The organism is Limnobaculum xujianqingii (assembly GCF_013394855.1).
Taxonomy (GTDB): Bacteria; Pseudomonadota; Gammaproteobacteria; order Enterobacterales; family Enterobacteriaceae; genus Limnobaculum; species Limnobaculum xujianqingii.
In genome coordinates, this window is sequence record NZ_JABMLK010000001.1 from 2,028,180 (window position 1) to 2,050,801 (window position 22,622).

Below are 22,622 nucleotides of genomic sequence, written 5' to 3' on the forward strand. Positions count from 1 at the left end.
GTCGGAATATTCTCAGGTGCTGATTTATTAAATTTATCAGTAGGTTGGGTTACCTTTAGCTATATGAAGGCTCAGGGAGGCGTTCGCCCTAACGCCACTAGCACCAATAATCATTCAGACACAGCACTATTAGTGGACGAAACAGACTCAATATTGAATTTTCTTTTTAAACCAAGCTGTACCAAAACATCCGGGAGGCGCCAATGAACGATAAAAACCACCACCCACAGCCTTTCATTCCGAATATTGATATCAGCAAAGTGTATGACGCCCGCTATGAATCACGGGATGTTCACTATGAGTCCTTTGCCCGTCTGGCTGAATTTTTTGGTCGGGATATGCAGGTTCACTGGCATGATTGCTATTTTCAGGTGCACTTTTTAGACAGCGGACAAATTGAGCTACAGCTTGATGACCAACACTATTCCGTTCAGGCACCGCTGTTTATTATTACTCCGCCTTCCATTCCCCATGCATTTAATACCAAATCAGACAGCGATGGTCATGTTTTGACGTTGCGGCAGGAGTTGGTTTGGCCACTATTAGAAAAACTCTATCCCGGCAATCAGGGAGCGTTAAATCTACCCGCCATCTGCCAGTCATTATCCGGGCAAGATAAAGAACTCAGCACCATCCGAACCTACTGGCAACTTATCGCCGCTGAGTTTCAACAGCAGGATGGATCGGGAGAACAAACTCTGGCCCTGCTTTCTCAGGCGCTGTTTATTCAACTGCTGCGCAATATTGAAGAGCTGGAGTCTTCAGTATGCAGTGTGAAAGGCAATATTAAGCTGTTTCAGCGCTTTAACTTTTTGATAGCTCAGCATTATCGGGAGCATTACAACGTGCCCCATTACGCCGGATTGATCGGTATTACTGAATCACGACTTAACGATCTCTGCCGTCGCTTCTCTAACATGCCGCCCAAACGCCTTATTTTCGAACGCATTATCAGTGAAGCCAAGCGGTCATTGCTGTTTTCAACCGATTCGGTTCATACCATTGCCTATCAGTTAGGCTTCAAAGATCCGGCCTATTTTGCCCGCTTCTTTAATCGCATGACCGGTAGTTCCCCTACGGGTTACCGCATGAGCCGGGTTTCTATTTCCGAGAAACAGACAGAGCCAACAACTTAATCCTGTCAGCCCATGAAAAGTACCCGTCATTGCCTTAAAAGTCTCTTCTTTGTCTGTGGTTATCTTGTTTCAATATAAAAACAAAATTTAAACAAATAAGTTACATTATTTTTAACCACTGAATCAAGGCCCCTCCGTAACTGGCGGAGGGAGAACAATAAAAAGCGCACTACAGCGTACTGAAACACCATGGAGGCAATCAGATTATGAAAAAGACCAACCCGATGCTTGAGAAATTAAAACCAATCCTTCCGGCTATTGCCGCCAACGCCGCTCGTGCAGAACTGGAACGAAAAGTACCTGACGAAAATATCGCCCTGCTAAAAGGCATCGGTATGCACCGAGTATTTCAACCAAAGTCCTATGGCGGCATGGAAATCTCCCTGCCTGAATTTACCGATTGCGTAACGGCACTGGCCGGAGCCTGCGGTGGCACAGCCTGGGCATTCAGCCTGTTATGTACTCATAGCCATCAACTGGCGATGTTTTCAAAACAATTACAGGATGAGATCTGGGGAGATAACCCGGACGCCACCGCCAGCAGCAGTATCGCCCCGTTCAGTACTATTCGTGAAGGGGATGGCGGTGTCTATCTCAGCGGTGAAATGGGCTGGAGCAGCGGCTGTGACCACGCAGAATGGGCCATTGTCGGCATGCGTCGTGAAAACGACCAAGGCGAACTTATCTATAGTTTTGGTGTAATTCCACGCAGCGATTATGAAATCCGTGATGATTGGTATGCCGTTGGTATGCGCAGTAGCGGTTCCAAAACGCTGGTGATTAAGGATGCATTTATTCCTAATCACCGTATTGAAGCTGCACAGGACATGATGGAAGGCCGCTCCAGCGGTTTCGATCTCTATCCTGACAGCGATATTTTCTATACCCCGTATCGCCCTTATTTTGCCTGTGGCTTTGCTTCTATCAGCCTTGGCGTTGCTGAACGTATGCTGGTGGCGTTTAAAGAGAAAACTCAAAACCGGGTTCGTGCTTATACCGGCGCTAAAGTCGGTACCGCCACACCGGCACTGATGCGACTGGCAGAATCAACCCACCAGATTGGTGCTGCTCGTGCGTTTCTGGAAAAAACCTGGGAAGAACATGCAGAGCATGGGCGTAACCACCAATATCCAACCAGAGCGACACTGACTAACTGGCGCACCAATCAGGCCTATGCGGTAAAAATGTGCGTAGCGGCAGTAGACCGCCTGTTCAGTGCCGCCGGAGCAACCAGTTGGATGGAACATAATGAAATACAACGCCTGTTCCGCGATTCACACATGACCGCGGCACATGCCTACACCGACTATGATATCTGTTCACAGATCCTCGGCCGTGAGCTGATGGGGCTGGAACCCGATCCAACCATGGTTTGAGATGAGAAAAGGAGTCCTGCTTCATGACAACCCATGCTGATAATACTCTGGACCCACGCGCTTTCCGCCGCGCTCTGGGTAACTTTGCAACCGGCGTAACCATTGTAACGGCGGCTTTACCTGACGGTACCAAAGTCGGGGTAACCGCCAATAGTTTTAACTCTGTGTCTCTCGATCCACCGCTGGTGCTATGGAGTATCGATAAGCGTTCCGGTAGCTACCCGGTATTTGAGCAGGCAACTCACTTTGCGATTAATGTGCTGGCAGCGGATCAGGTCAATCTGTCTAACCAGTTTGCCCGCCCGCAGGACGATAAGTTTGCTGGCGTGGATATTGAAACGGGTGCCGGCGGTGCGCCTCTGTTTATCGACTGTTCTGCCCGTTTTCAGTGCGAAAAATATCAGCAGGTAGACGGCGGTGACCACTGGATTATGATTGGGAAAGTTGTCGCTTTTGATGACTGTGGCCGGGCGCCGCTGGTTTATCATCAGGGCTCTTACTCGATGGTTCTGCCTTATCCACGGGTGCAAAAGAAAGAAGAGTGCGGTACTGCTCCAAGCACGTTCCAGGGCAGGCTGCGTAACAATATCTTCTATCTGTTGACCCAGGCATTGCGTAGCTATCAGGCCGACTACCAACCGAAACAGCTTTCTACCGGTTTGCGTGCTAACGAAGCCCGCATGTTGATGGTATTGGAAAATGATGCAGAACTGGAACGTTCTCGCCTGTTAACCGAAGCCGCCATGCCGGATCGTGAAATTGAGGAAGCAGAAGAGAATCTGTGCCGCAAAGGATTAGTCACTCATACTCAAAGCGGTTATCGCCTGACAGATGCAGGTAATACTCAGGCAGAAATGCTATGGGATATCGCAGCCAGACAGCAGGAGCAAGTGCTATCTAAGTTCAGTGAAGAAGAGATTGAAACTGTGCGTAAGGTACTAAAAGGAATTATTGCCCTACGTTAATGGCACATATGAAAAATCTCTCTCAACCTGTAATGCAGGTTGAGAGAGATTAACGTATTACTTCTCGATAACTAAAATGTCGATACGACGGTTTTTAGCACGATTTTCTTCAGTATCGTTTGGTGCTACCGGATGTTCTGAACCATAACCTTTAGCTTCCAGACGGCTGGCATCAGCGCCCAGTTGAATCATCTGAGCACGTACAGAATCTGCACGATCCTGAGATAACTTCAGGTTGATCTCTTCAGTACCGGTGTTATCGGTATAACCACCCAGCTTCAATTTCACATTCGGATACGCTTTCAGAATAGCAACAATGTTATTCAGCTGTTCGTCAGACTGTGGCTCCAGTTGAGCACTGTTGGTTTTAAACAGTAAACGGTCGAAAGAGAACCAGGTAGTGCTGTCTACCGGTAGGCTGCTTTCAATAAACTCAATCAGTTTATTTTCAACGCCGTACTGTGGAATATTCAGCTCTTTACCGTCTGGTAACAGTTTACGGAAGAAGTCACCCAGGTTGCCCCACAGGCTTCCGGTGGTTGCCGGAGCAGTAGCCACTGGCGGTGCGATTTCTACCGGGGTGCTTTCTTTAGTGGTACCACAACCACGCAGGAAATAAGCTGCAGCCAGAATTAACAGTAACAGCAGAAGTAACCACCACTTGCCGCCGCCTTTTTTCTTCTCTGCTAATCTTGGCGTTGGTCTGATAGGTGCATCCGGGTTCAATAATGGTTTAGCGGGTGCAACAACTTTAACGGTGTTTTGTTTAGTTGTGTCATCTCCGGAGAATGACTGGAACTGAACCGGCAGTTCGGCAGAAATCAAATGAGACTGTGAGGATAACCATCCTTTCAGTGAAATAGACTGAGTTGCACGATTATTAACATAATCTCTCAGCGCATTGATAACCATTCCACCAGCAACGGTTAACAGCATTTTGGCTGAACTACCGTTCAGGTTAAATACAGAAGCTATTTTATCGGTAATTTCTGGCATTTTGCCGCTGATCATCGTCATCAGGGAGGATAATTTATCGCTCTGATGCTGATTACCATCAATAAGATTACTAATATTAAACTCAGGAATTTCTTCTAATTCTGCAATAAACTCATGAGAGCTATTTGAATTTTTCAGGTAATTTCTCACCTGTTCTAAAACAACAGGAAAAACGCTGGGTAATGCCAGTCCCAATCCGCTCTCTTTCTCTCCCAAAGAATGAGATAGTTTTTCAATTAGCTGCGGGGTTACATTGGCAGTCAGTAGCTTAATTATATTGTCCATTGTTATTCATCTATCCTTGGATAAATAGTATCTATAACAAACCACTACAGTTCACTATAAATATAGAAGTTAGTTAATTTAATAATGAGGTTAATCATCTTATTGCCGGTTTAATTATTGAAGGACATAATTAACGGAAGGGAGCTTAAGAGAAAGAAACAGGAAACGTCAATCTATTTAGGTTCAGCTATGCTATTTGTCCTACAATAGAATATTTACAGAAATAACATCGAATAATTTAAAACAATCTCAAAAGCGAATAAAAAAACATAACACAATGATTTTTATTAAAAATATAATCTGATACCTTTATCGTCAGCGCATATTAGTTTCATAAAAAAAGATAACAAGATGTTATCTTTTTTATTCCGGATAATGCTTCGCTCAATAAAATCCGTGTCTCATGTATATTGATTACCACAAGTGTGGTTATTGAGACCGTCTAAGTAAAATAAAGATGCTATTTATTTAACTTAATTAGCCCACAGGTGCTGAATCATTAATTGAACATTACGATTACCGCGATATTCATTAATATCCAGTTTATAGGCAATAGTCGCCTGTTTAATACTGGCATCCGGCCACTGAGTAGTATCAATATTGAATGCGATACCGTCTAATAACATGCCTCCGTCCACCGGTTCAACGGTAACTTTTAAATGGCGTTCACCAACCAGACGCTGCTGTAAAATTTTAAACTGGCCGTCAAATACCGGTTCCGGAAAGGATTGCCCCCAGGGACCGCCATCGCGTAATAACTCTGCGGTGTCCAACGTTAATAAAGCATTTTCCAGTTCGCCATCGGTCCAGATAACCCCTTCCAGTGCTGATGGGTCTAACCATTCGCCAATCAAATCGGCAAAACGCTGCTGAAACTCGCTGAAGCGGGCTTCTTCAAGGGATAACCCGGCCGCCATAGCATGGCCACCAAATCGCAGCATTAAGCCGGGATAAAGGGTATCTAATCGCTCAAGAGCATCACGCAGGTGTAGCCCGGCAATAGAACGTCCGGAACCTTTGAGAATGCCATCACCAGCAGGTGCAAACGCAATCACCGGGCGATAAAAACGCTCCTTAATTCTCGAGGCCAAAATACCTACCACCCCCTGATGCCATTCAGGATGGTACATTGCCACACCGTAAGGTAGCTCAGCTTCGTTTTGCTCAAGCTGCTGGCACAGGGCTAATGCTTCAACCTGCATTCCCTGCTCAATCTCGCGGCGCGTATGGTTTAAGGTATCCAGGTCGCTTGCCATCCCGCGCGCTTCGGCCATATCGTTACTCAGCAGTAATTCGACGCCAATCGACATATTATCCAGACGCCCGGCCGCATTCAGTCGTGGTCCCAGTGAAAAGCCCATATCATTTGCCGTCAGTTGACGTGCATCTCGCTTGGAGACTTCCAGCAACGCCTTAATACCCGGACGGCACTGCCCGGCACGAATACGGTTGAGCCCCTGATGTACCAGAATCCGGTTATTGGCATCCAATGGAACCACATCCGCCACTGTGCCCAATGCCACTAAATCCAACAGTTCAGCCAGATTAGGTTCCACAATACTCTGTTGTTCAAACCACTTTTCTTCACGTAAACGAGCCCGTAAGGCCAGCATCAAATAGAAGGCGACACCAACTCCCGCCAGAGACTTGGAAGGAAACTCACAGTTATCTAAATTAGGGTTAATAATAGCGTCTGCGTCGGGTAGTGTTTCTCCCGGCAGATGGTGGTCAGTGACCAACACCTGAATACCTTTAGCATGAGCGCTATCTACACCGGCATGGGAAGAAATGCCGTTATCCACGGTGACAATTAATTCAGCTCCCAGCTCGGCGGCCTGTTCAACCACTTCCGGACTCAGGCCATAACCGTCTTCAAACCGGTTAGGTACCAGATATTTCACCCGGGTAAAACCCATGCTGCTTAGCGCCAGAATGCTTAATGCCGTACTGGTTGCGCCATCTGCATCAAAATCACCCACTATGACAATCTGACGTTTATCCTTCAGCGCCGCTAACAGCAAATCAACGCCTTGCTGAATACCGTCCAGTTGCTGATAGCTCAGTAAACTTCTGGCACCTTTATCCAACTCACTGGCATCCGTTACCCCACGAGAGGCATATAAATGACGCAGTAGCGGTGGAATTGTCGATGGCAGAGTGCTGCTGTCAACCTGAGGGCGACGACGTAATTGTGTTTTATTCATAGTGGAAACGTATTTAAACCTGGTGTTTACAGCGAAGTGCATAGCAGTACCCGCAGCAGTAGAACCACCTGCTGCGGGCGACTAACAAAAGAATTAGTTAACTTTTACACCACTTTTATGCGCAGTATAGGCATCTAACGTGGTTTTCAGATCGCTTGGTGCGCTATAGCCAGAAAGTACGGTAGTACCATCAACGACGATAGCAGGCGTTCCCTGAATACCGAACAGTGAGCCCAGTTCATAATGACGTTTAATATCGATGTCACATTTAGCTGGTTTTACCGCTTTACCGGCAATAGCATCGTCAAATGCGGTCATGCGGTCAGGCGAACACCAGATAGAAGCCATTTTCTTCTCTGCGTCTGACTCAACGCCCTGACGTGGATAAGCCAGATAACGAACAGTGATACCTAACTCATTATAACCGGCAATTTCTTTGTGCAACTTGGTGCAGTAGCCACAGGTGATATCGGTAAACACCGTAACCACATATTTTTCCTGTGGTGCTTTATAAATGATCATCTCATCTTTCAGGGCTTCCATACGTTTGGACAGAATTGGCCCTAATTGATCGGAAGTAGCATTAACCGGCACCGGGCCGCTGATGTCATATAAAGGTCCTTGCAGAATATGTTTACCATCGCTGGAGACGTAAAGTACCCCTCCCTCAGTCAGTACAGTCTGCAACCCGGCAATCGGGGATGGCAGAATCTCAATCTGAGTGGCGCCAAGCTTCTGTTGCAGAGCTTGCTTAATCGCCGCATCATCCGCTTTAGCTACGGAAGTGAATGCTGTCAGCGCCAGCGTTAATAGCAATAAACCTTTCTTCATCATTTTTCCTTTGGAGTATCAGTCCAGAGCCCATCCGGTTAGGCCCGGGGATGGTGCTGTTGGTGTAACTGTTTCAACCGTTCGGTTGCTACATGAGTATAAATCTGAGTGGTCGATAAATCACTGTGACCTAATAGCATCTGTACGACACGCAAATCTGCACCATGGTTCAATAAATGTGTCGCAAATGCATGGCGTAATACGTGAGGTGAAAGCGCCTCACTGTCGATACCGGCCAGCACCGCATAATGTTTAATGCGATACCAAAAAGTCTGGCGGGTCATTTTCTGCCCGCGTTTGCTGGGAAACAGGATATCCAGTGTGCCGCCATTGATCAACCATGGTCGACTATACTGAAGATATTGTTCAAGCCAGTAAACTGCCTCCTCTCCCAGAGGGACCAGCCGTTCTTTATCACCCTTACCAATTGCCCGTACTACGCCCTGACGCAGGCTGACATCACTGATGGTTAGTCCTACCAGTTCAGACACCCGCAGCCCGGTGGCATATAGCACTTCCAGCATGGCTTTATCGCGCAATTCAATGGGTTCTTCAGTACGGGGAGTTTGCAGCAGAGATTCTACCTGAGATTCGGTTAAATCTTTAGGCAATCTCTGTGGTAGTTTTGGCGAAGACAGTAAAGCCGAGGGGTCATCGCTGCGAATTTTCTCGCGATACAAATACTGAAACAGCCGCCGCATGGCACTTAACATGCGCGCAGAGCTGGTTGCCTTATATCCGCCGTCGACTCTGTCAGCCAGATACGATTGCAAATCCAATGCCTGCGCGTTCTCCAGCGTCAGGTCGTGGGCCTGCAACCACTCGCTCAATGCCCGTAAATCCAGACGGTAAGATGCCAGCGTATTCTCTGCCAGATTGCGTTCCAGCCAGAGCGCATCCAGAAATTGTTCAATCAGAATTGTGTTGTCCTGCGCCACTTTTCCTCCTTCGCTGACACTACCTGTTGCTTAATTATGTCTGATAATACCCTATCTGGTATACTTCCCCCTAAACTTCTACCCGTAATAAAGCGATATACACCATGAAGATCGGCCTGTTTTATGGTTCAAGTACCTGTTATACCGAAATGGCGGCAGAAAAAATCCGCGATTTTCTCGGTGAAGATTTAGTGGTTCTGCACAACGTGAAAGACGATCCCGTTACCCTGATGGAACAATATCCAATTCTGATCATGGGTATTCCTACCTGGGATTTCGGCGAACTGCAGGAAGACTGGGATAAGGTTTGGGGAGCGCTGGAGCGCGTTGACCTGCACGGTAAGATCGTGGCGCTTTACGGTATGGGTGACCAGGATGGCTACAGCGAATGGTTTCTGGACGCGCTGGGTATGCTGCATGACCATCTCAAACCGATGGGGGTTAAGTTTATTGGTTACTGGCCAACCGAAGGCTATAACTTTACCAGCCAACGTGCGGTTACACCGGACGGCAGCCAGTTTGTCGGCTTAGCGCTGGATGATGTGGTGCAGTATGACGCCAGCGATGAGCGTATTGAAAACTGGTGTGAGCAGATTTTGGGTGAGATGCAGGAATTGTTGTAGTTAGTGCTAAATGCCGCTTTCTGCGGCATAAGCCATCCCTAATCGCTGTTCAAGCAAGGCATTATCTACTTTTAAATAGATAAAACTGATCAGGTTGTGTTCATTCTGTTTATAGGACTGCCTGAGCTGTTGCACCAGTTCCTCGGCCCTCTCCGATGAGTCAGTCACCGCCAGCAATTTCAGGCCAAAGTCAGGTCTGTGCCGATAAGTTACTCGTTCAATTACAACAAATTGTTGCAGCATGTGTTGTTTAACCATTTGATTAACCTTGTATGTCCCTTTTTTCCTGAAACATTTTACCTGACTTGTTTAGTTATTCTAAACAACCCAAATGTTAAGGGATGCTAAACATATCGTCAATGTGTTTAATTGATGGTTGATGTCATGCTGCCAAAACGTCTTAAGGCCGCCAGAAAAAAAGCTCATCTGACTCAAGAGAAATTAGGAGTTATGGCTGGAATTGATGAATCCACTGCCCGTTCACGCGTTTCTCAGTATGAGAGTGGTACTTATCGCCCGACATTTGAAATGATGTGCTCGATTGCTAAAGTGCTTAATGTACCGGAATGTTATTTCTATACCGTTGATGACAAATTTGCCGAGGCGATTTTGGCGTTATATGAAGCAAACGACGTGAGTTAAAACGGAAATTTTTCAGGATAAAAAAATATGGATAAGCAACACGCCGAAGTCAGTAAATTTTTAAGTTACGTTCTACGCCATCAACCAGAAGCTATTGGGTTAACGCTGGATAGCGAAGGATGGGCGGATATTGATACGTTGATTACCTGCGCCGCTAAAGACGGCAAATACCTTACTCTTGCATTGATTCAGTCAGTGGTTGAAACCAGCGATAAAAAACGATTTGCCCTTTCAGAAGATGGCCTGCGAATCCGAGCCGTTCAGGGGCATTCATCGTCGCAGGTAGATATTCGTTATGAACAACAGGTTCCTCCTGAATTTTTATATCATGGTACTGCTACCCGATTTCTTGATTCTATTCGTGAAAAAGGATTGGTTGCCGGGTCGCGCCAGTATGTGCATCTGTCTGCGGATGAAGCTACGGCGGTTACCGTTGGGCAACGGCATGGTAAGCCGGTGGTGCTGAAAATCAGAGCGCTGGAGATGCATCGGCAGGGGTTGGTGTTTTATCGGGCGGAGAATGGGGTTTGGTTGAGTGGTTCAGTGCCAATTCAGTTTATTACATTTTAAATTTATTCATCTTTAGTCTGTTTGGATTTGTAACGGGCTGATTATTCTTTTGCTAGCATAAGCTAAGAGTCGCTGTTATTAAATTTTAATGGTTAAAGTAAAAGCTATAAATAACGTTCTTTAAGTTTATTCATATAACCTTCAATTTTTACTTTATCATTTGGATGATAATTTATATAGCTATCAGACATGGCTTGCATAAGTCTCACAAAGTGCTGAGGTGTTATTGTTGAGCTTTCATAATCGCCAAACCAGAATATTACTCCATCAAATTCATCCGGGTTATCTAAGTCCTGATCCAGACTACATCCCAATCCTTCACGGATAGTATTGCCAATGCCTCTGGATGCATCATACAGAAATGATGAAAAGCTCATTCTTTGTTTTTTAAGCATAGTTAGAATCAGTTCATATAAGTCTGCCCCATCATTTTTTAGAAAATATTCTTCTTCATTTTCCAACCATTCTATTTTCTCTATCATTTGGCAGTCCTTTGTAAGATAACTACACCATAATTATACTTTTACTATAATCTTGCCTGACTAAAAAATATACGCAGTAAAATAACATGCTTTTTTATATACTTTTTTTGATGCTTACTTAAGTTATATACCTTCATTTTCAGAAATTAGTACTACTACTATTAATCATTATTTGTCTATAAATAATCGTGTTAATATCTTCATCGGAATACACTCCGCCACCTAAGCAAAATGCCCCAGATAATTCTCTTACTTGGTTAACTGAAAGATTAAATGCTTGCATAAAATAATTCATAACAAGAAATGAATTAAAATCATTTAGTTCAGAATAGTCCTGAATTATTTTTATTAAAGAACTAACCTTCTGTCCCTTACTTGCATGATTCCGTAGAAGTTCTAATAATTCTCCATCTAAATTCATCACATAGAATCCATTCAGTTTTTGCCATCCAGAAACATCAACACTAGCAAAGTTTTTATCAACTATGCGAGAAAAATTGAGTTTCGATTAAGGGGATTTATTTAACAAATCTCTACTGTATCAGCATATTCTGGATGCCGATGAAGATAATTTTCACAAGCCAGCCTAACATATTTAAAGCATGCCTCTTCACATACAATGACTATTCAACCACAACTCTATCATTACACTGTGGGATATGTCCCCAACGGCGGCAAAACTCAACCCAGCCCACAGCTCAAAATCAGTGGTAGTTGGCTAGAAGAGCTGGGGTTTACACCCGGACAGCTGGTGACCATTACCATTGAGCCGGGGAGGATGGTGGTTGAATAAAATAGCAATATTTCATAAGCCAAAAACAAAATCCCTAACTTATTAACAGTTACTCTACTACCCTTATAACCACCTTGTTTTCCTTTATTTGAAAACAAGGTGGAGGATTAAATCAAGTATTGAACATCAATTGCAGGTCCATCCGCACCGTTTTTCGAGCCTACTATCGGTATCGGGGTTTAATTTTCCTTCATACCAGTCGTCGGTAATTTCAAGCAGTCTTTTAGCTTGCTCATAATTAATGACTGCTTGTAAAGAGCCTTCGTTACCTTCCTTTACCCATAAATAAACAAGTAATGTAACTTCTGTATGTTCCGTAGGAGTGTAAAATTTAAAAGTACTTATATTCATTAAATTTATAGAATATTTTGACTTCATTGGTTCATTGAAGTAAATGAGTCCACTCGTGAAACCATTAATACTATTGACCTCCATGCTGAATGAAGAAAAATCAGTTCTATCAGATTCAATGAATTTAATAAATTCTTTTATTGGCACTATTTCTTTTTGGTAGTTTTCTTTAGTAAATCCAATCATCGGTTTTACATAGGGTGCCGTTGGAATACTTCCTGCCATAAATACAATCGTATCGCCTGAATTACTCATTCTAAGGTATATACGGTCTGATAATGAATTGAATTCAAGGCCAGGCGTCGCCCATAATATAGCCGTGCTATTATGTGTATATGGAAAATTAGCAATATTATTATTAACCCACCAATTATCCCAATGTGGATGATTTAAAATTTTATCTGTTACAGAGCACCCTGACAAAATCATTGAGATCATAAAAATGTAAAATATATTCATCATTAACTCTTCTAAATTCTATTTTTGTGGAAAAAGGTTTTATTATCAGCCCCACGTTTGCTTTTTAATTCATGATGATCATTCTATCTATTTATATTCTTTCCCACCAAATAATGTTTTATTTCTCGCGCACTCTGTTAATTCCCATGACGCAGGTTTATCCTCTTTACCTTGTGTAATGTCGTTAACTACTACTCCACTAGCATATCGGCCACGTGCAGTGAATATCTCATAACTATGTCCTAATTGCGGAGTAAATGAATTGTAATACTCAAATATCATAGAACCTTTTTTTTCTTGATACCTTACTTTAACTGGCTGTCCCGCTTTAATTTTATATTCCATTACATGTTTGTCTTTTAGTATTGATGTAGCTGGAGATGGGGGCATGCCATCAATTTTTTTATTATACGTAGACTTTATCCCTATAAAATTTATACCTGCGGTTAATGAGTTATGATCGAATTCTTGTAAGCATGAACCTACTTGCTTATATCTTTCGATACTTAAGGGGGTTGCATAATTTTCTACTCTAATCATGGCCACATCATCACTTGCATCATCTTCGAGTGAATTAGTAGTTATGAGGCAACCACTCAAAAGAAAAGATGATAATAATAGTAAAGCAGATTTTAAGTAACTATATTTTAGCATGGTGTATTTCCTTATTAATGAATATGACTTCAGCACCCTAATTACTTAAAATACCGAAGTAATTTATTATATTTACTTTTTCAAATTGAATGTTTTTAAATTTAGCCGCCCCTGAATTTATTTCCACATAGTTATGCTATTGTTCTTATAACCACCTTGTTTTCATTTTTTATTTAAAAACAAGGTGGAAATTAAATCAATTCAGATATTTTGTTGATACATTGCCAGTTTCAAAGAACTCTTTAAAAACAGAAATAACAAAATCAAAATCTTTAGTAAGCTGTCTAGCAGGCCAATAATCTCCATTCACAAGTATTTTATTGTTACTGCCTTTCGGCTCAGAGAATGATCTTACATCTCCACCTAATTCGTTATATTCTAACAGGGTTATTAAATAATACTCACCTTCACCCTCAACACTTAAACGTTCAGGCCCTATATCTTGAGTATTAATAATTCTTAGATGAGTACTCCCTGATTGACCTCTTAATAAATTCAAATACTCTTTCACCATTACCCAAGTAGGTTGAACAATCTCATGATATTCATTATTCAAATGAATAGAGAGTTCATATTCAATTATCATTCCGAAGGTCCTCTATTCTCTATTTTTTTCATACCTTGCTGCCAATACAAGGTATGACCAGTTGATTTCTCGTAAATAGTTAATGAATTTAGACCAGCTTTTTCTGCCATAGAGCGAATATCAGTCATACAGAAGTTACACACGGGTTTTCCTGAAACAACTAACTCCATATTACGGCCTTGCGTCATTCCTTGTTCATAAGCTTGTTGGATCGAACCAACCTCAGCGTGAGCTGTAGCCATATCACCATTAGGATAGTTTTTATCTGGACGTTTATCTATTTTAGCCTGAATAATATTGTTAATTAATGTCGGCCTACTTTGGTCACCTAAATAGAAATCCGGACGATTCCCCTGATTCGTATCAGTAAACACTTTACCCGTTACTGGGTCTGTCAGTTCTGCGGTAACTTTAGGAATCGAAGAATGTGCTTTTGGATCTAATGATTGACTACTTTCCTGCCACAATATTGGTTTCCCCGGTGACGCTATCGCTCCATCAGTTCTTGAAATAACGCTATTCCCTGCCACTCCACCAAAAATTGCCGCAGTTCCTAACCCAACATTCCAGACTCCTTCACCATAACTCCCATCAGAAAGTTGCCCCAAACCATAACCTGCCTGATAAGCTCCGCCTGCCGCTAGTGCAGAACGCGCTACAATTCCCGGCGCACCAGGTAACGCCATTAACGCATCAGTACCTATTATCGCTTGACTGGAATGTACACTAGCTGTTTTAAGATAGCTCAATGCTTCATTATAAGCACTGATATCTCCCGTTGACGCCACAAACGCTTTACCAGCAAGCACTCCCTGAATAGCCTCATTCGCTTTCTGTGGGGTAAATCCATACATGACTTGAAGTTCATAACCATATTGGTCAAGTAAACCAGCCAGTTCTTGTTTCTGGCTTTCTGTCATAGGTTGGCCTGATTGATACAATTCCAATAAAGCATTACTGGCCCGATCTTCATTGGTCAGCTTCACAATATTCAGTGATGCTTCCACCAAATTTTTGCCCGCTTTCTGGTCTTCTATTGATTTAATCAACGTTTCGGCTTTTTCTGGACTCAAGAAATTATTAACTGCCGCATTATACGCAGCTGCCGCAGCCGTCCCCCCATCCGCCGTATTATCAGCTACTAAACCAGCCGCCACTCCAGTCGCGATTGAAGTCATATTAGCAATAAACTGACGCTGAGCTTCTGTCAGATCTTTTGGATTAACTCCGTAAAGGTCTTCTGCTACCACCTTAGCAATTAGCTCACCGCTGGCGGCGCCCAACGCGCCAGACATGCCATTATTCCCTGAACCTTCTGCAACCGCTAGACCCACAATGGCATGACCAATAACTTTGGCAAACAGGTTCGCATTGTTCGGGTGTTCCTCGTCTATCGGGAAATTCTCATCCGCCAGCTTCTTCACGCCCTGAGCTAAAAACGGCGCTGAAGCCGCCGCTGCCGCATTCCCCGCGCTGCCACCACCCATTGCGACAGTAAGCGCCGCACCGGCGGCCTGTATCGCTCGGCCAACATTGCTGCCGGTACCGTAGGTTTCCATCTGTTTCTCATAAGCAGCCTGATACACCACATCATAAGTAGCCTTGTTCAACTGCTCCTGCGTTGGGTTATTTATATCCTGCTTCGCTAAATTATCTCTGGCCTGCGCCTGAATAGCGGGGTCCTTCGATGCAGCCTCCATACTGGCCTTCGCTTCATCCTGCGCATTCTTCACCCCGATATTAGTCGCAATCGTCGTCACTTGCTGCACTATTTGCCCCGCCAGACCAATGGCCTCCAGATTACGCATCTCTTCTTCAGCATTGAAGATTTTCTCCAGCGGATTAGCAGCATTCTCCGTATCACGACTGATGCTGGCAATATCCTGTTTCTGACCCTCCTTATCCCGAATGGTAATAGAACCATCCGCAATCGCCGCATGCGTGGTACTACTTGCACTGTCACCATAGGCCACCACAATCGGCGTTCCCGGAACCCCCGGGAAGCCCAGCGGTGCACCACCGCCCGAGCCAACGCTGACCGACACATGGCTGACGTCATACTCTGCCTTATTCTTAATATCGCTCCAGCCCAGCGTACCGGTATCCAGACTGTTTTTATCTGGCGTAGCTTCAGAGGCAATCACCGCACCGTCTAGCTGAGTATGATTACCCACGGTAATGTCATAACCACCTTTACCGGCATAAATCCCGCTCTGCTCATTGACGCTGGCCCAGGTGCTGTCCATCTTGTCCATGGTGAAGCCCAGACTGCCGTCAAAGCCAGTACCATAACTGCCCGCAATATTCAGCGAGTATTGCTCATAGCTGTAATCATCGGTGTCCTGCAATGAACGCACGGTCAGGTCACGACCCACGTCCATCATCACGGAATCACCTTTCGCCAGCGCACCAATCAGGTTGGTATCCCGACCGCTGATAATGGTCAGATTGTTGCCCGCTTCAAGCTGAGTCTCGGTCCAGTACAGACCGTCTGCATGCATATTCCCTTTCGAGAAGTTAGCATCGGCAAAGAAACGCAGACCGTTTTTACCCCCGCCCCAGCCAAAGCTGACGCCAGCGTTACCGCCGTAGCTCTTATTCTCACTGTCGGTTTTTTGAGTATTGGCCGCCGCCAGCAGGTTAACGTCCCGGTTAGCATCCAGAATCATGTTATTACCGGCATTAATAGCTGAGCCTTTAATGGTGATATCGCCATCAACGCCTTTCTCACCACTACCAGTAGCGGTGATGGACAGATTATTTCCTGCGGCAATGGCAGAGCCCTGAGCCGCCCGAATTTTGGTATCGGTGGTGGATTCCGTATGCTGAGTACCGCCAGAAATACTGATACCCACAAAGCCTTCGCTACCGCTCGGCAGGTCCATCATACCGGCCTGCACCGCCTGAACCGCCGACAGCGCCGCTTTGATTTCCTGTAGCGCCTTGATTTTACTGTCCTGAGTGTCCTGCACCTGTTTCGCTTCGGTTACTGCGGCGTTTAGCGCACTGCCAGCAGCGCCGGATAGTGCAACCGTCATACCCGACTGGGTACGCTCGTACTTGTCGTGAATGCTGGTTTGGTTTTCCACTGACTCAATGGTCACATTTTTACCCTTCAGGCTGATATCCTGCTGAGCGATAACGTCTGAGCCTTTGATGGTCAGATTATTTCCCGCACTTAAAGTAACATTACCTTCTGTACTGCCTACGGTACTACCCAGTTGAGTGACACGATGGCTAATATTGGTCGACTTTTCATCTATCTTGCCATATGTCACCCCAATCCCACCGGAGCTCATCATGCCACTCTTTTTCTTACGAACTATCTCCAGATCATCCTGCTGCTCTTGGGCTGTACTCAGTATCAGGTCGTGACCGGCGTTTAATGTCATATCATGGGTACTGGTGACCTGACTACCTTCAACCCGCAGGTCGTTTCCGGCATTCATGATGACTGTATCACCACTAAAGTTGCTGCTTTCTGCCGAAAGAACATCATGCACCACCTGCTTGGTAGTCACGGTTTTGGTCATGCCGCTGCGGCTGGTGGATTTGCTGGTACTCTCCACATGGTCAGTCGACTGGCCAGTCGTAATATTAATATCGTTTCCAGCTACCACGGCCAGTTGACCATCAGCCTGAACCTGTGCCGCTTTCGCATTGATATCATTTTTCGCTGACAGAGTGACATTACCGCTACTGCTAATCTGGGTACCAATATCCTGCGAGCTGGCCTCTTTACGCGAGCTGTTCTTACTTGCGGAGATATAGTCGCGCTGCTTTTCTTCCGTCACGGTATTCATATTCAGGTCATGACCCGCAGCGATATATGTCTCGCTATTCTGACCGGCGTTAGTAATCAATGCCGCCGTCAGATTAATATCATTACCGGCTGAAAGCTGTAGCACTCCATTGTCATTATTGACCGACAAGGCCCCGACCTGATTGATATTGGTATGAGATGAGCGGTTGATTCCGCCTTTTTCGTTATGGTTGGTGGTGGTGGTAATGTTGATATTATTACCGGCCTGAAGTTTCAGACTGTCAAAGCCCTGCATCAGACCACCAATATTATTAATATCGTTATTTGCCAGCAGCGCTACGTTATTACCGCTGATGATACCGCCCATATTTTGAATATTCTGCGCCAGCACATTCAGCTTATCCCCCGCCAGAATACGCCCCTGATTCACCAAATCATTGCTTAGTTGCAAATTGACTTGCTTACCCGCTAAAAGAGCACCGTTACTATCAATATCCTGCGGCCTGACCATGGCATATACCTGCGGCACCAAAACCGTCTGAATACTGCCATCCGGTAAGGTTACGTCACGGCTCACCAGCCAGACGATATCCGAGGTCAAATTAGCCATCTGCTCTTTGGTTAACGCTACCCCTAACGACAGGTTGTACTTTTGAGCAAATTCAACGCCACTGTTCATCAGTGCCATATACTGCTCTTCGTCATTGGCGTAACCGTTTAAAAAACGCTGCCCCGTCAGGCTGATAATCTGGTCACTGATCAGACGCTGCTCGTAGTAACCATCACCCAAACGTTTATGCATATTATTCGGATCGGCCTTTAACTGGCTGGTCATATAATCCGAACCTAACCAGCGCTTAAGCTGGGTAAATTTAGGATCGGTTTCTACCAGATACAAACCGCCGACTGCCGGATTGATTTTATACAGACTGGCATTGGGTAATGTCAGACTCAAACTCGGTGGACGGGTCACTATGCTGACATCTTGCATGCCATCCACACCCGCCAGCTGAATATTCACGCGATCAATACTGATGCTACCAATGCCACTACCTGGAGCCAAACCTTCCTGACGCGCATTAATCGATGCTCCACTGCCATTGGGTTGGGTATTGCCAGCAGTTTCCGATGCTTTTAACATGATATCCTGATACACGGCTGCCGGAGAGTAGTCGTAATCATGATGTCCCTGCACCCGTACACCACCGATTGGGGTTGAATATCGATGCTGCATAATCCCCGATTCAGTAATGACACGAGTACCCGCAATTTCCGTATTATTCAGGGTATTAGCCGCAATGTTTAATACATTTCCCGCAATGATTTGGCTCTTATCGTTATTGACCGTATCCGCAATAATCAACAAGTTACCACCAGCTAAAATTTTCCCCGGGTCGGTTTCGATAATGGCGTTTTCCTGGGTGGTTCGGACATAGGTAAACTCCCAATAGTCATCGTCTCCCCTATCCGAATCCGGCGTATAGAGTGTGGAAACGCCGCGGCTGTTATAGGTAAAGCTCACTTCATCAAGGAAATAGTGTCGACTGCTGGCATTCATTGCGTACTCAAGAATATTTTCCTGCGATACGACTCGAAACTCGGTCAAAAAGTGGTCATTAACGTTATTCACCACTCCCATCGACAACTTCAGGTCCCCTAACGCTTCAATCGTCGCACTGTGGTTATTCAACACCCCACCCATACCGGTGGCGTTGCTGTTCTCATCCAGTAATCGACCAATGGACATATTGCCACCGCTGAATATTAACGAATGGGTGTAATTGTTTAAGGTACCAACCCCCATATCCAGAGTTTCACGACCGGCAATAGTGGCGGCGGTGCCGCCCTCTTCCCGGTTATTAATCACATCAGCCTGTAAACCCAGCCAGGTTCCGTAAATACGACCGGTGCCATAGTTATCGATTTGACTGGCTTGCAGGTGGGTCAGTAATCCGTCAATCAGCCCTCTGTTGCTTAGAAGTCCACTCAATGTGAGGTTGGTGGACTGGGCACTGATAACCCCGGCAGCATCGTTGGTTAGCGATCCGGCATTAAGATGCATATCACCCGCATACAACTGGCCGCCAAGGTTGCTCCAGTGGCCGGTGGTTTGTGCATTGAAGGCATTGTTAACGTAAAGCTGTGCAAGGTTGGTGTTAATATCTCCGCTATGCGCCTGTAGATTCGCCGCGCCAGCGCTTACCAGACCATCGGCAAGATTAATGCCGTTGGCATCCACATTCAAAGTGCCGGAAGCCAGAGCCTGCCCCTGCAAATCGACAGACTGGGTACTGATAATAGTGATATCACCAGTGTTTGCCAGTTGACCGTTGCTTTGTACACCGGCAGCCAGCAGGGCATTGCCGCCGTTGCTGAAATAATGGCCCGACAGGGTAATATCGTCTAGCGCTGCCAGCGTTGAGGTATTGCTGATGTCCCCAAGAGCATGCAGATTAAGTGTCCCACCGCTGTAGAACTGGGCATGGTTATCAATGCGCTGTCCGGCGCTGAAATCCAGCCCGGCAAAGGCATAGATATCGGCTTGATTGAGGATATTTCCGCTGGCATCCACTAACAAGGCATCTTCACTGCGCAACAGGTGGTTATTGGTAAAGCTGCCATCGGTAAGGTATTTTCCTGCTCCCTGACTGTACAACGTACCGTTATTAAGAATATCACCACCGGCGCTAAGCGTCAGATCACGGTCAGCACCTAGTGTGCCGTCATTGGTCATTGCCCCGGCAACGTTAAAGGAGGCGTGACCTTTGGCATAAATAGTATTGCCGTTATACAGGGTATTTTGGGTGGTCAGAGATAAATCGCTACTGCTGTTGATGGTACCGCTGTTAGTGACGCGTCCGTTGGCGGCTACCGACATTGCATCACCGCTGTACAGGGTGCCGGTATTAAGCAACATACCCGGCGAAGTCAGGGACAAACGGCTGTCAGAACCTATCACCCCATGGTTGGTCAAATCGCCACCGGTGTTAAGGGTAGTCTGACCTTTACCGTACAGCATCTGGTTATTAAACAGTGCTCCGTAAGTGCTCAGATTAAGTTCACCGTCTGCACCAATGGAGCCATAGCTGGTCACCAACTGGTTTGCAGTTAATGACAGGTTACCTTTACTGTACATCGTGCCGTTGTTATATAGCGCACCCGGTGTAGTCAGGCTCAATAGTCCATCTGCTGCCAGTGTGCCGTTATTACTGACCGTACTACCTGCGCTCAAGCGGGCATTGCCTTTAGCATAAATCGTATTGTTACTGGAGAATTCACCCGCTGCATTCAGGGTAATATCCCGATCAGAGCCCAGGGTTCCGCTATTTAACAGATTACTGCGGCTTTGTGCCTGCACATCGCCACCGGCGTAAATTGCTCCGGTATTGTTAATATGGCTGGCAGACAGGGTCAGTCCCAATCCGGTATCAATAGTTCCACCGTTTAACAGCGCATTTTGAATGCTAAGGGAAGCTGCATCCGCAGAATAAATGCTGCCGTAACTGGTCATCCAGTCGCCGCTATCGATACTTAAAAAGCCACCGCTACTGATTTTTCCGCTGGCGGTCTGATTGATATATCCCGGTGTGCTGATGGCGGTACGTCCTTTGCCCTGCACAGTACCATTGTTATCAATACTGTTGGCAGATACCCGAAGCGTCTGACCAGAAGAGAGGGTTCCGCTGTTATTCAATTTACGACGACTGCTGACAGTGGCGTTACCGTCTGCCGCAATCACACCCTGACTGGTCAGGTTGCCCTGAGAGGTCACATTAAGCTGCCCGGTGGCACCCATTTGGCCGGAGCCGGTGTTAACCACATCGCCCTGAGCAGTAATCTGAACTTCGTTTTTACCAAACAGCGTACCGCTGTTGGTCAGCCCTTGCTGAGTGGTCATCGTCAGGTTTTGTGCACTGCTTATCGTTCCGCTATTTTCGATACGACCATCGGCGGTCAGCACTACCGAACCGGCCTGCGTACCGATATGCCCGGCATTGCGAACACCTACGCCGTTTTCAGTGCCCACCATGCGGATAGTATTGGCGTACATGCCACCCAGTGCCGCCACATCCACCGAAAACTGCGGGCTGGCTGCATCGTTACTACCCTGCTTTTCAATCTGGCTGGTATCGGCGCTGACCTTGTTCTTGCCTGTGACCACATTAAGCTCATTGGCCCACACACCCGCATTCACATTCACCGACTGGGCGATAATATCGGTATAGCTCTGCTGGCTACTGTCCATTCCTTTGCCCTGAATGGTCACATTGCCCTGCTGGACGTTGTAGCCCTCCAGTTGACCATTCACCAGATTTGGCGTGCCGGTAGTCAGGGTGGCGCGATTGGCGTTAATAAAACCACAGCCATCACAGGTAATACCCGATGGGTTGGCTATTACCACCTGAGCTTTCTGCCCGGCGACTTCCACATAACCGTTTAACTGACTCGGATTACGAGAATTGACCTCATTAAGAATGATTTTAGCCCCGCCGCGTATGACCTGCGGGTTGCCGTCAACATAGCCGCCCAGTTGGGTTTGTACCGGTGCGGCTGAGTTATTAAGAATGGCGCCACGGTTATCCACATCAAACTGGCTGTAGGTATTGCGCGATACACCTGCGGCGCTCGGTGTCTGGATATTCACCTGTGGCGTGCCGTTAGCACTGCCGATGACCGTTGGCTGCTGGTTACCCGGCGCACTGTGGTCTGCCACGATATCAGCCTGTACCGGCAGGCTGATAGCCAGTAACCCCAATGCCATACTGGTAAACAACATCAGGGGATTAAGGCCAGCAATCAGCTGACTTAAGGTATGTCCGGCTCCGGATGAAACCCGGGTATTTCCGGTTGAATGGGATCCGGCAATCTCCGGCACCACCATTAACTGACCACGGGCCCGGTTAAAAATAACGCGGTATAAATTCTTGTTCATTAGTGAAATCCTTTTACTATTCTTTTTTTAGTTAT

The 22,622-nt window shown here is 45.9% G+C and carries 19 protein-coding genes; 7 read left to right on the plus strand and 12 right to left on the minus strand.

What is annotated here, in order from left to right:
• Nucleotides 1-203: 203 nt before the first annotated feature.
• From hpaA to GOL65_RS09265, 3 genes are all read left to right on the plus strand, one after another.
• Complete coding sequence (hpaA, locus tag GOL65_RS09255) at nt 204-1,136, plus strand: 4-hydroxyphenylacetate catabolism regulatory protein HpaA (protein WP_140920948.1); 933 nt, start codon at nt 204-206, stop codon at nt 1,134-1,136.
• A gap of 206 nt (nt 1,137-1,342) precedes the next feature.
• Nucleotides 1,343-2,512 (plus strand): p-hydroxyphenylacetate 3-hydroxylase oxygenase component, encoded by a 1,170-nt coding sequence (locus tag GOL65_RS09260; protein ID WP_140920949.1) that lies wholly within the window; start codon nt 1,343-1,345, stop codon nt 2,510-2,512.
• Nucleotides 2,513-2,535: 23 nt separating this feature from the next.
• Complete coding sequence (locus tag GOL65_RS09265; protein WP_140920950.1) at nt 2,536-3,477, plus strand: p-hydroxyphenylacetate 3-hydroxylase reductase component; 942 nt, start codon at nt 2,536-2,538, stop codon at nt 3,475-3,477.
• Between the two features lie 57 nt (nt 3,478-3,534).
• Here the strand turns inward: GOL65_RS09265 and GOL65_RS09270 are convergent, their stop codons facing one another.
• From GOL65_RS09270 to xerD, 4 genes are all read right to left on the minus strand, one after another.
• Complete coding sequence (locus GOL65_RS09270) at nt 3,535-4,758, minus strand: OmpA family protein (protein WP_140920951.1); 1,224 nt, start codon at nt 4,756-4,758, stop codon at nt 3,535-3,537.
• A 473-nt stretch (nt 4,759-5,231) separates the two neighbouring features.
• Nucleotides 5,232-6,962 carry a single-stranded-DNA-specific exonuclease RecJ gene (gene recJ, locus GOL65_RS09275; protein ID WP_140920952.1) on the minus strand — a complete coding sequence of 577 codons (1,731 nt, stop codon included), beginning with the start codon at nt 6,960-6,962 and terminating at the stop codon, nt 5,232-5,234.
• Nucleotides 6,963-7,055: 93 nt separating this feature from the next.
• The gene (gene dsbC, locus GOL65_RS09280) at nt 7,056-7,793 is read right to left on the minus strand and encodes a bifunctional protein-disulfide isomerase/oxidoreductase DsbC (protein ID WP_140920953.1); all 738 of its coding nucleotides are present in this window, start codon (nt 7,791-7,793) and stop codon (nt 7,056-7,058) included.
• Nucleotides 7,794-7,831: 38 nt separating this feature from the next.
• Nucleotides 7,832-8,731 carry a site-specific tyrosine recombinase XerD gene (gene xerD, locus GOL65_RS09285; protein ID WP_140920954.1) on the minus strand — a complete coding sequence of 300 codons (900 nt, stop codon included), beginning with the start codon at nt 8,729-8,731 and terminating at the stop codon, nt 7,832-7,834.
• Between the two features lie 104 nt (nt 8,732-8,835).
• Here xerD and fldB point away from each other — a divergent pair, with 104 nt between their 5' ends.
• Nucleotides 8,836-9,354: a flavodoxin FldB gene (fldB, locus tag GOL65_RS09290; protein WP_140920955.1), complete on the plus strand. Its 519-nt coding sequence runs from the start codon at nt 8,836-8,838 to the stop codon at nt 9,352-9,354.
• A 6-nt stretch (nt 9,355-9,360) separates the two neighbouring features.
• On the opposite strand, the gene GOL65_RS09295 is transcribed toward fldB, so the two are convergent.
• Complete coding sequence (locus tag GOL65_RS09295; protein WP_140920956.1) at nt 9,361-9,612, minus strand: hypothetical protein; 252 nt, start codon at nt 9,610-9,612, stop codon at nt 9,361-9,363.
• Between the two features lie 126 nt (nt 9,613-9,738).
• Between GOL65_RS09295 and GOL65_RS09300 the strand changes: the two genes are divergently transcribed.
• Both GOL65_RS09300 and kptA read left to right on the plus strand, forming a co-directional pair.
• Nucleotides 9,739-9,996, plus strand: coding sequence for a helix-turn-helix domain-containing protein (locus GOL65_RS09300; protein ID WP_140920957.1), 258 nt, complete (start codon nt 9,739-9,741; stop codon nt 9,994-9,996).
• A gap of 27 nt (nt 9,997-10,023) precedes the next feature.
• Nucleotides 10,024-10,566 carry an RNA 2'-phosphotransferase gene (gene kptA / locus GOL65_RS09305; protein WP_140920958.1) on the plus strand — a complete coding sequence of 181 codons (543 nt, stop codon included), beginning with the start codon at nt 10,024-10,026 and terminating at the stop codon, nt 10,564-10,566.
• Nucleotides 10,567-10,670: 104 nt separating this feature from the next.
• Here the strand turns inward: kptA and GOL65_RS09310 are convergent, their stop codons facing one another.
• The 3 genes from GOL65_RS09310 to cdiI form a co-directional block, all read right to left on the minus strand.
• Entirely contained in the window at nt 10,671-11,048 is a 378-nt protein-coding gene (locus GOL65_RS09310) for a hypothetical protein (RefSeq protein ID WP_140920959.1), read from the minus strand.
• A gap of 139 nt (nt 11,049-11,187) precedes the next feature.
• Complete coding sequence (locus GOL65_RS09315; RefSeq protein ID WP_140920960.1) at nt 11,188-11,472, minus strand: hypothetical protein; 285 nt, start codon at nt 11,470-11,472, stop codon at nt 11,188-11,190.
• Nucleotides 11,473-11,570: 98 nt separating this feature from the next.
• Nucleotides 11,571-11,675 (minus strand): ribonuclease toxin immunity protein CdiI, encoded by a 105-nt coding sequence (gene cdiI / locus GOL65_RS22580; protein ID WP_179038384.1) that lies wholly within the window; start codon nt 11,673-11,675, stop codon nt 11,571-11,573.
• Between cdiI and GOL65_RS09325 the strand changes: the two genes are divergently transcribed.
• Nucleotides 11,668-11,841: a SymE family type I addiction module toxin gene (locus GOL65_RS09325; protein ID WP_140920961.1), complete on the plus strand. Its 174-nt coding sequence runs from the start codon at nt 11,668-11,670 to the stop codon at nt 11,839-11,841. The genes cdiI and GOL65_RS09325 overlap by 8 nt on opposite strands.
• 126 nt (nt 11,842-11,967) lie before the next feature.
• On the opposite strand, the gene GOL65_RS09330 is transcribed toward GOL65_RS09325, so the two are convergent.
• From GOL65_RS09330 to GOL65_RS09345, 4 genes are all read right to left on the minus strand, one after another.
• Complete coding sequence (locus GOL65_RS09330; protein WP_140920962.1) at nt 11,968-12,654, minus strand: hypothetical protein; 687 nt, start codon at nt 12,652-12,654, stop codon at nt 11,968-11,970.
• Nucleotides 12,655-12,738: 84 nt separating this feature from the next.
• Nucleotides 12,739-13,305 (minus strand): hypothetical protein, encoded by a 567-nt coding sequence (locus tag GOL65_RS09335; protein WP_140920963.1) that lies wholly within the window; start codon nt 13,303-13,305, stop codon nt 12,739-12,741.
• A gap of 196 nt (nt 13,306-13,501) precedes the next feature.
• Nucleotides 13,502-13,891 (minus strand): DUF6911 family protein, encoded by a 390-nt coding sequence (locus GOL65_RS09340; protein WP_140920964.1) that lies wholly within the window; start codon nt 13,889-13,891, stop codon nt 13,502-13,504.
• Nucleotides 13,888-22,587, minus strand: a complete 8,700-nt coding sequence (locus tag GOL65_RS09345) for a hemagglutinin repeat-containing protein (protein WP_179038284.1) — start codon at nt 22,585-22,587, stop codon at nt 13,888-13,890. The genes GOL65_RS09340 and GOL65_RS09345 overlap by 4 nt, the downstream gene beginning before the upstream one ends.
• Nucleotides 22,588-22,622 lie beyond the last annotated feature (35 nt).

Excerpts from the sequence above, each read along its gene's own strand:
- fldB (WP_140920955.1), top strand. The coding sequence starts at position 8,836 with ATGAAGATCGGCCTGTTTTATGGTTCAAGTACCTGTTATACCGAAATG.
- GOL65_RS09335 (WP_140920963.1), bottom strand. The coding sequence starts at position 13,305 with ATGCTAAAATATAGTTACTTAAAATCTGCTTTACTATTATTATCATCT.
- GOL65_RS09295 (WP_140920956.1), bottom strand. The coding sequence starts at position 9,612 with ATGGTTAAACAACACATGCTGCAACAATTTGTTGTAATTGAACGAGTA.
- GOL65_RS09265 (WP_140920950.1), top strand. The coding sequence starts at position 2,536 with ATGACAACCCATGCTGATAATACTCTGGACCCACGCGCTTTCCGCCGC.
- GOL65_RS09330 (WP_140920962.1), bottom strand. The coding sequence starts at position 12,654 with ATGATGAATATATTTTACATTTTTATGATCTCAATGATTTTGTCAGGG.
- kptA (WP_140920958.1), top strand. The coding sequence starts at position 10,024 with ATGGATAAGCAACACGCCGAAGTCAGTAAATTTTTAAGTTACGTTCTA.
- GOL65_RS09340 (WP_140920964.1), bottom strand. The coding sequence starts at position 13,891 with ATGATAATTGAATATGAACTCTCTATTCATTTGAATAATGAATATCAT.
- dsbC (WP_140920953.1), bottom strand. The coding sequence starts at position 7,793 with ATGAAGAAAGGTTTATTGCTATTAACGCTGGCGCTGACAGCATTCACT.
- GOL65_RS09270 (WP_140920951.1), bottom strand. The coding sequence starts at position 4,758 with ATGGACAATATAATTAAGCTACTGACTGCCAATGTAACCCCGCAGCTA.
- GOL65_RS09325 (WP_140920961.1), top strand. The coding sequence starts at position 11,668 with ATGACTATTCAACCACAACTCTATCATTACACTGTGGGATATGTCCCC.
- hpaA (WP_140920948.1), top strand. The coding sequence starts at position 204 with ATGAACGATAAAAACCACCACCCACAGCCTTTCATTCCGAATATTGAT.
- GOL65_RS09300 (WP_140920957.1), top strand. The coding sequence starts at position 9,739 with ATGCTGCCAAAACGTCTTAAGGCCGCCAGAAAAAAAGCTCATCTGACT.
- GOL65_RS09345 (WP_179038284.1), bottom strand. The coding sequence starts at position 22,587 with ATGAACAAGAATTTATACCGCGTTATTTTTAACCGGGCCCGTGGTCAG.
- recJ (WP_140920952.1), bottom strand. The coding sequence starts at position 6,962 with ATGAATAAAACACAATTACGTCGTCGCCCTCAGGTTGACAGCAGCACT.
- GOL65_RS09310 (WP_140920959.1), bottom strand. The coding sequence starts at position 11,048 with ATGATAGAGAAAATAGAATGGTTGGAAAATGAAGAAGAATATTTTCTA.
- GOL65_RS09260 (WP_140920949.1), top strand. The coding sequence starts at position 1,343 with ATGAAAAAGACCAACCCGATGCTTGAGAAATTAAAACCAATCCTTCCG.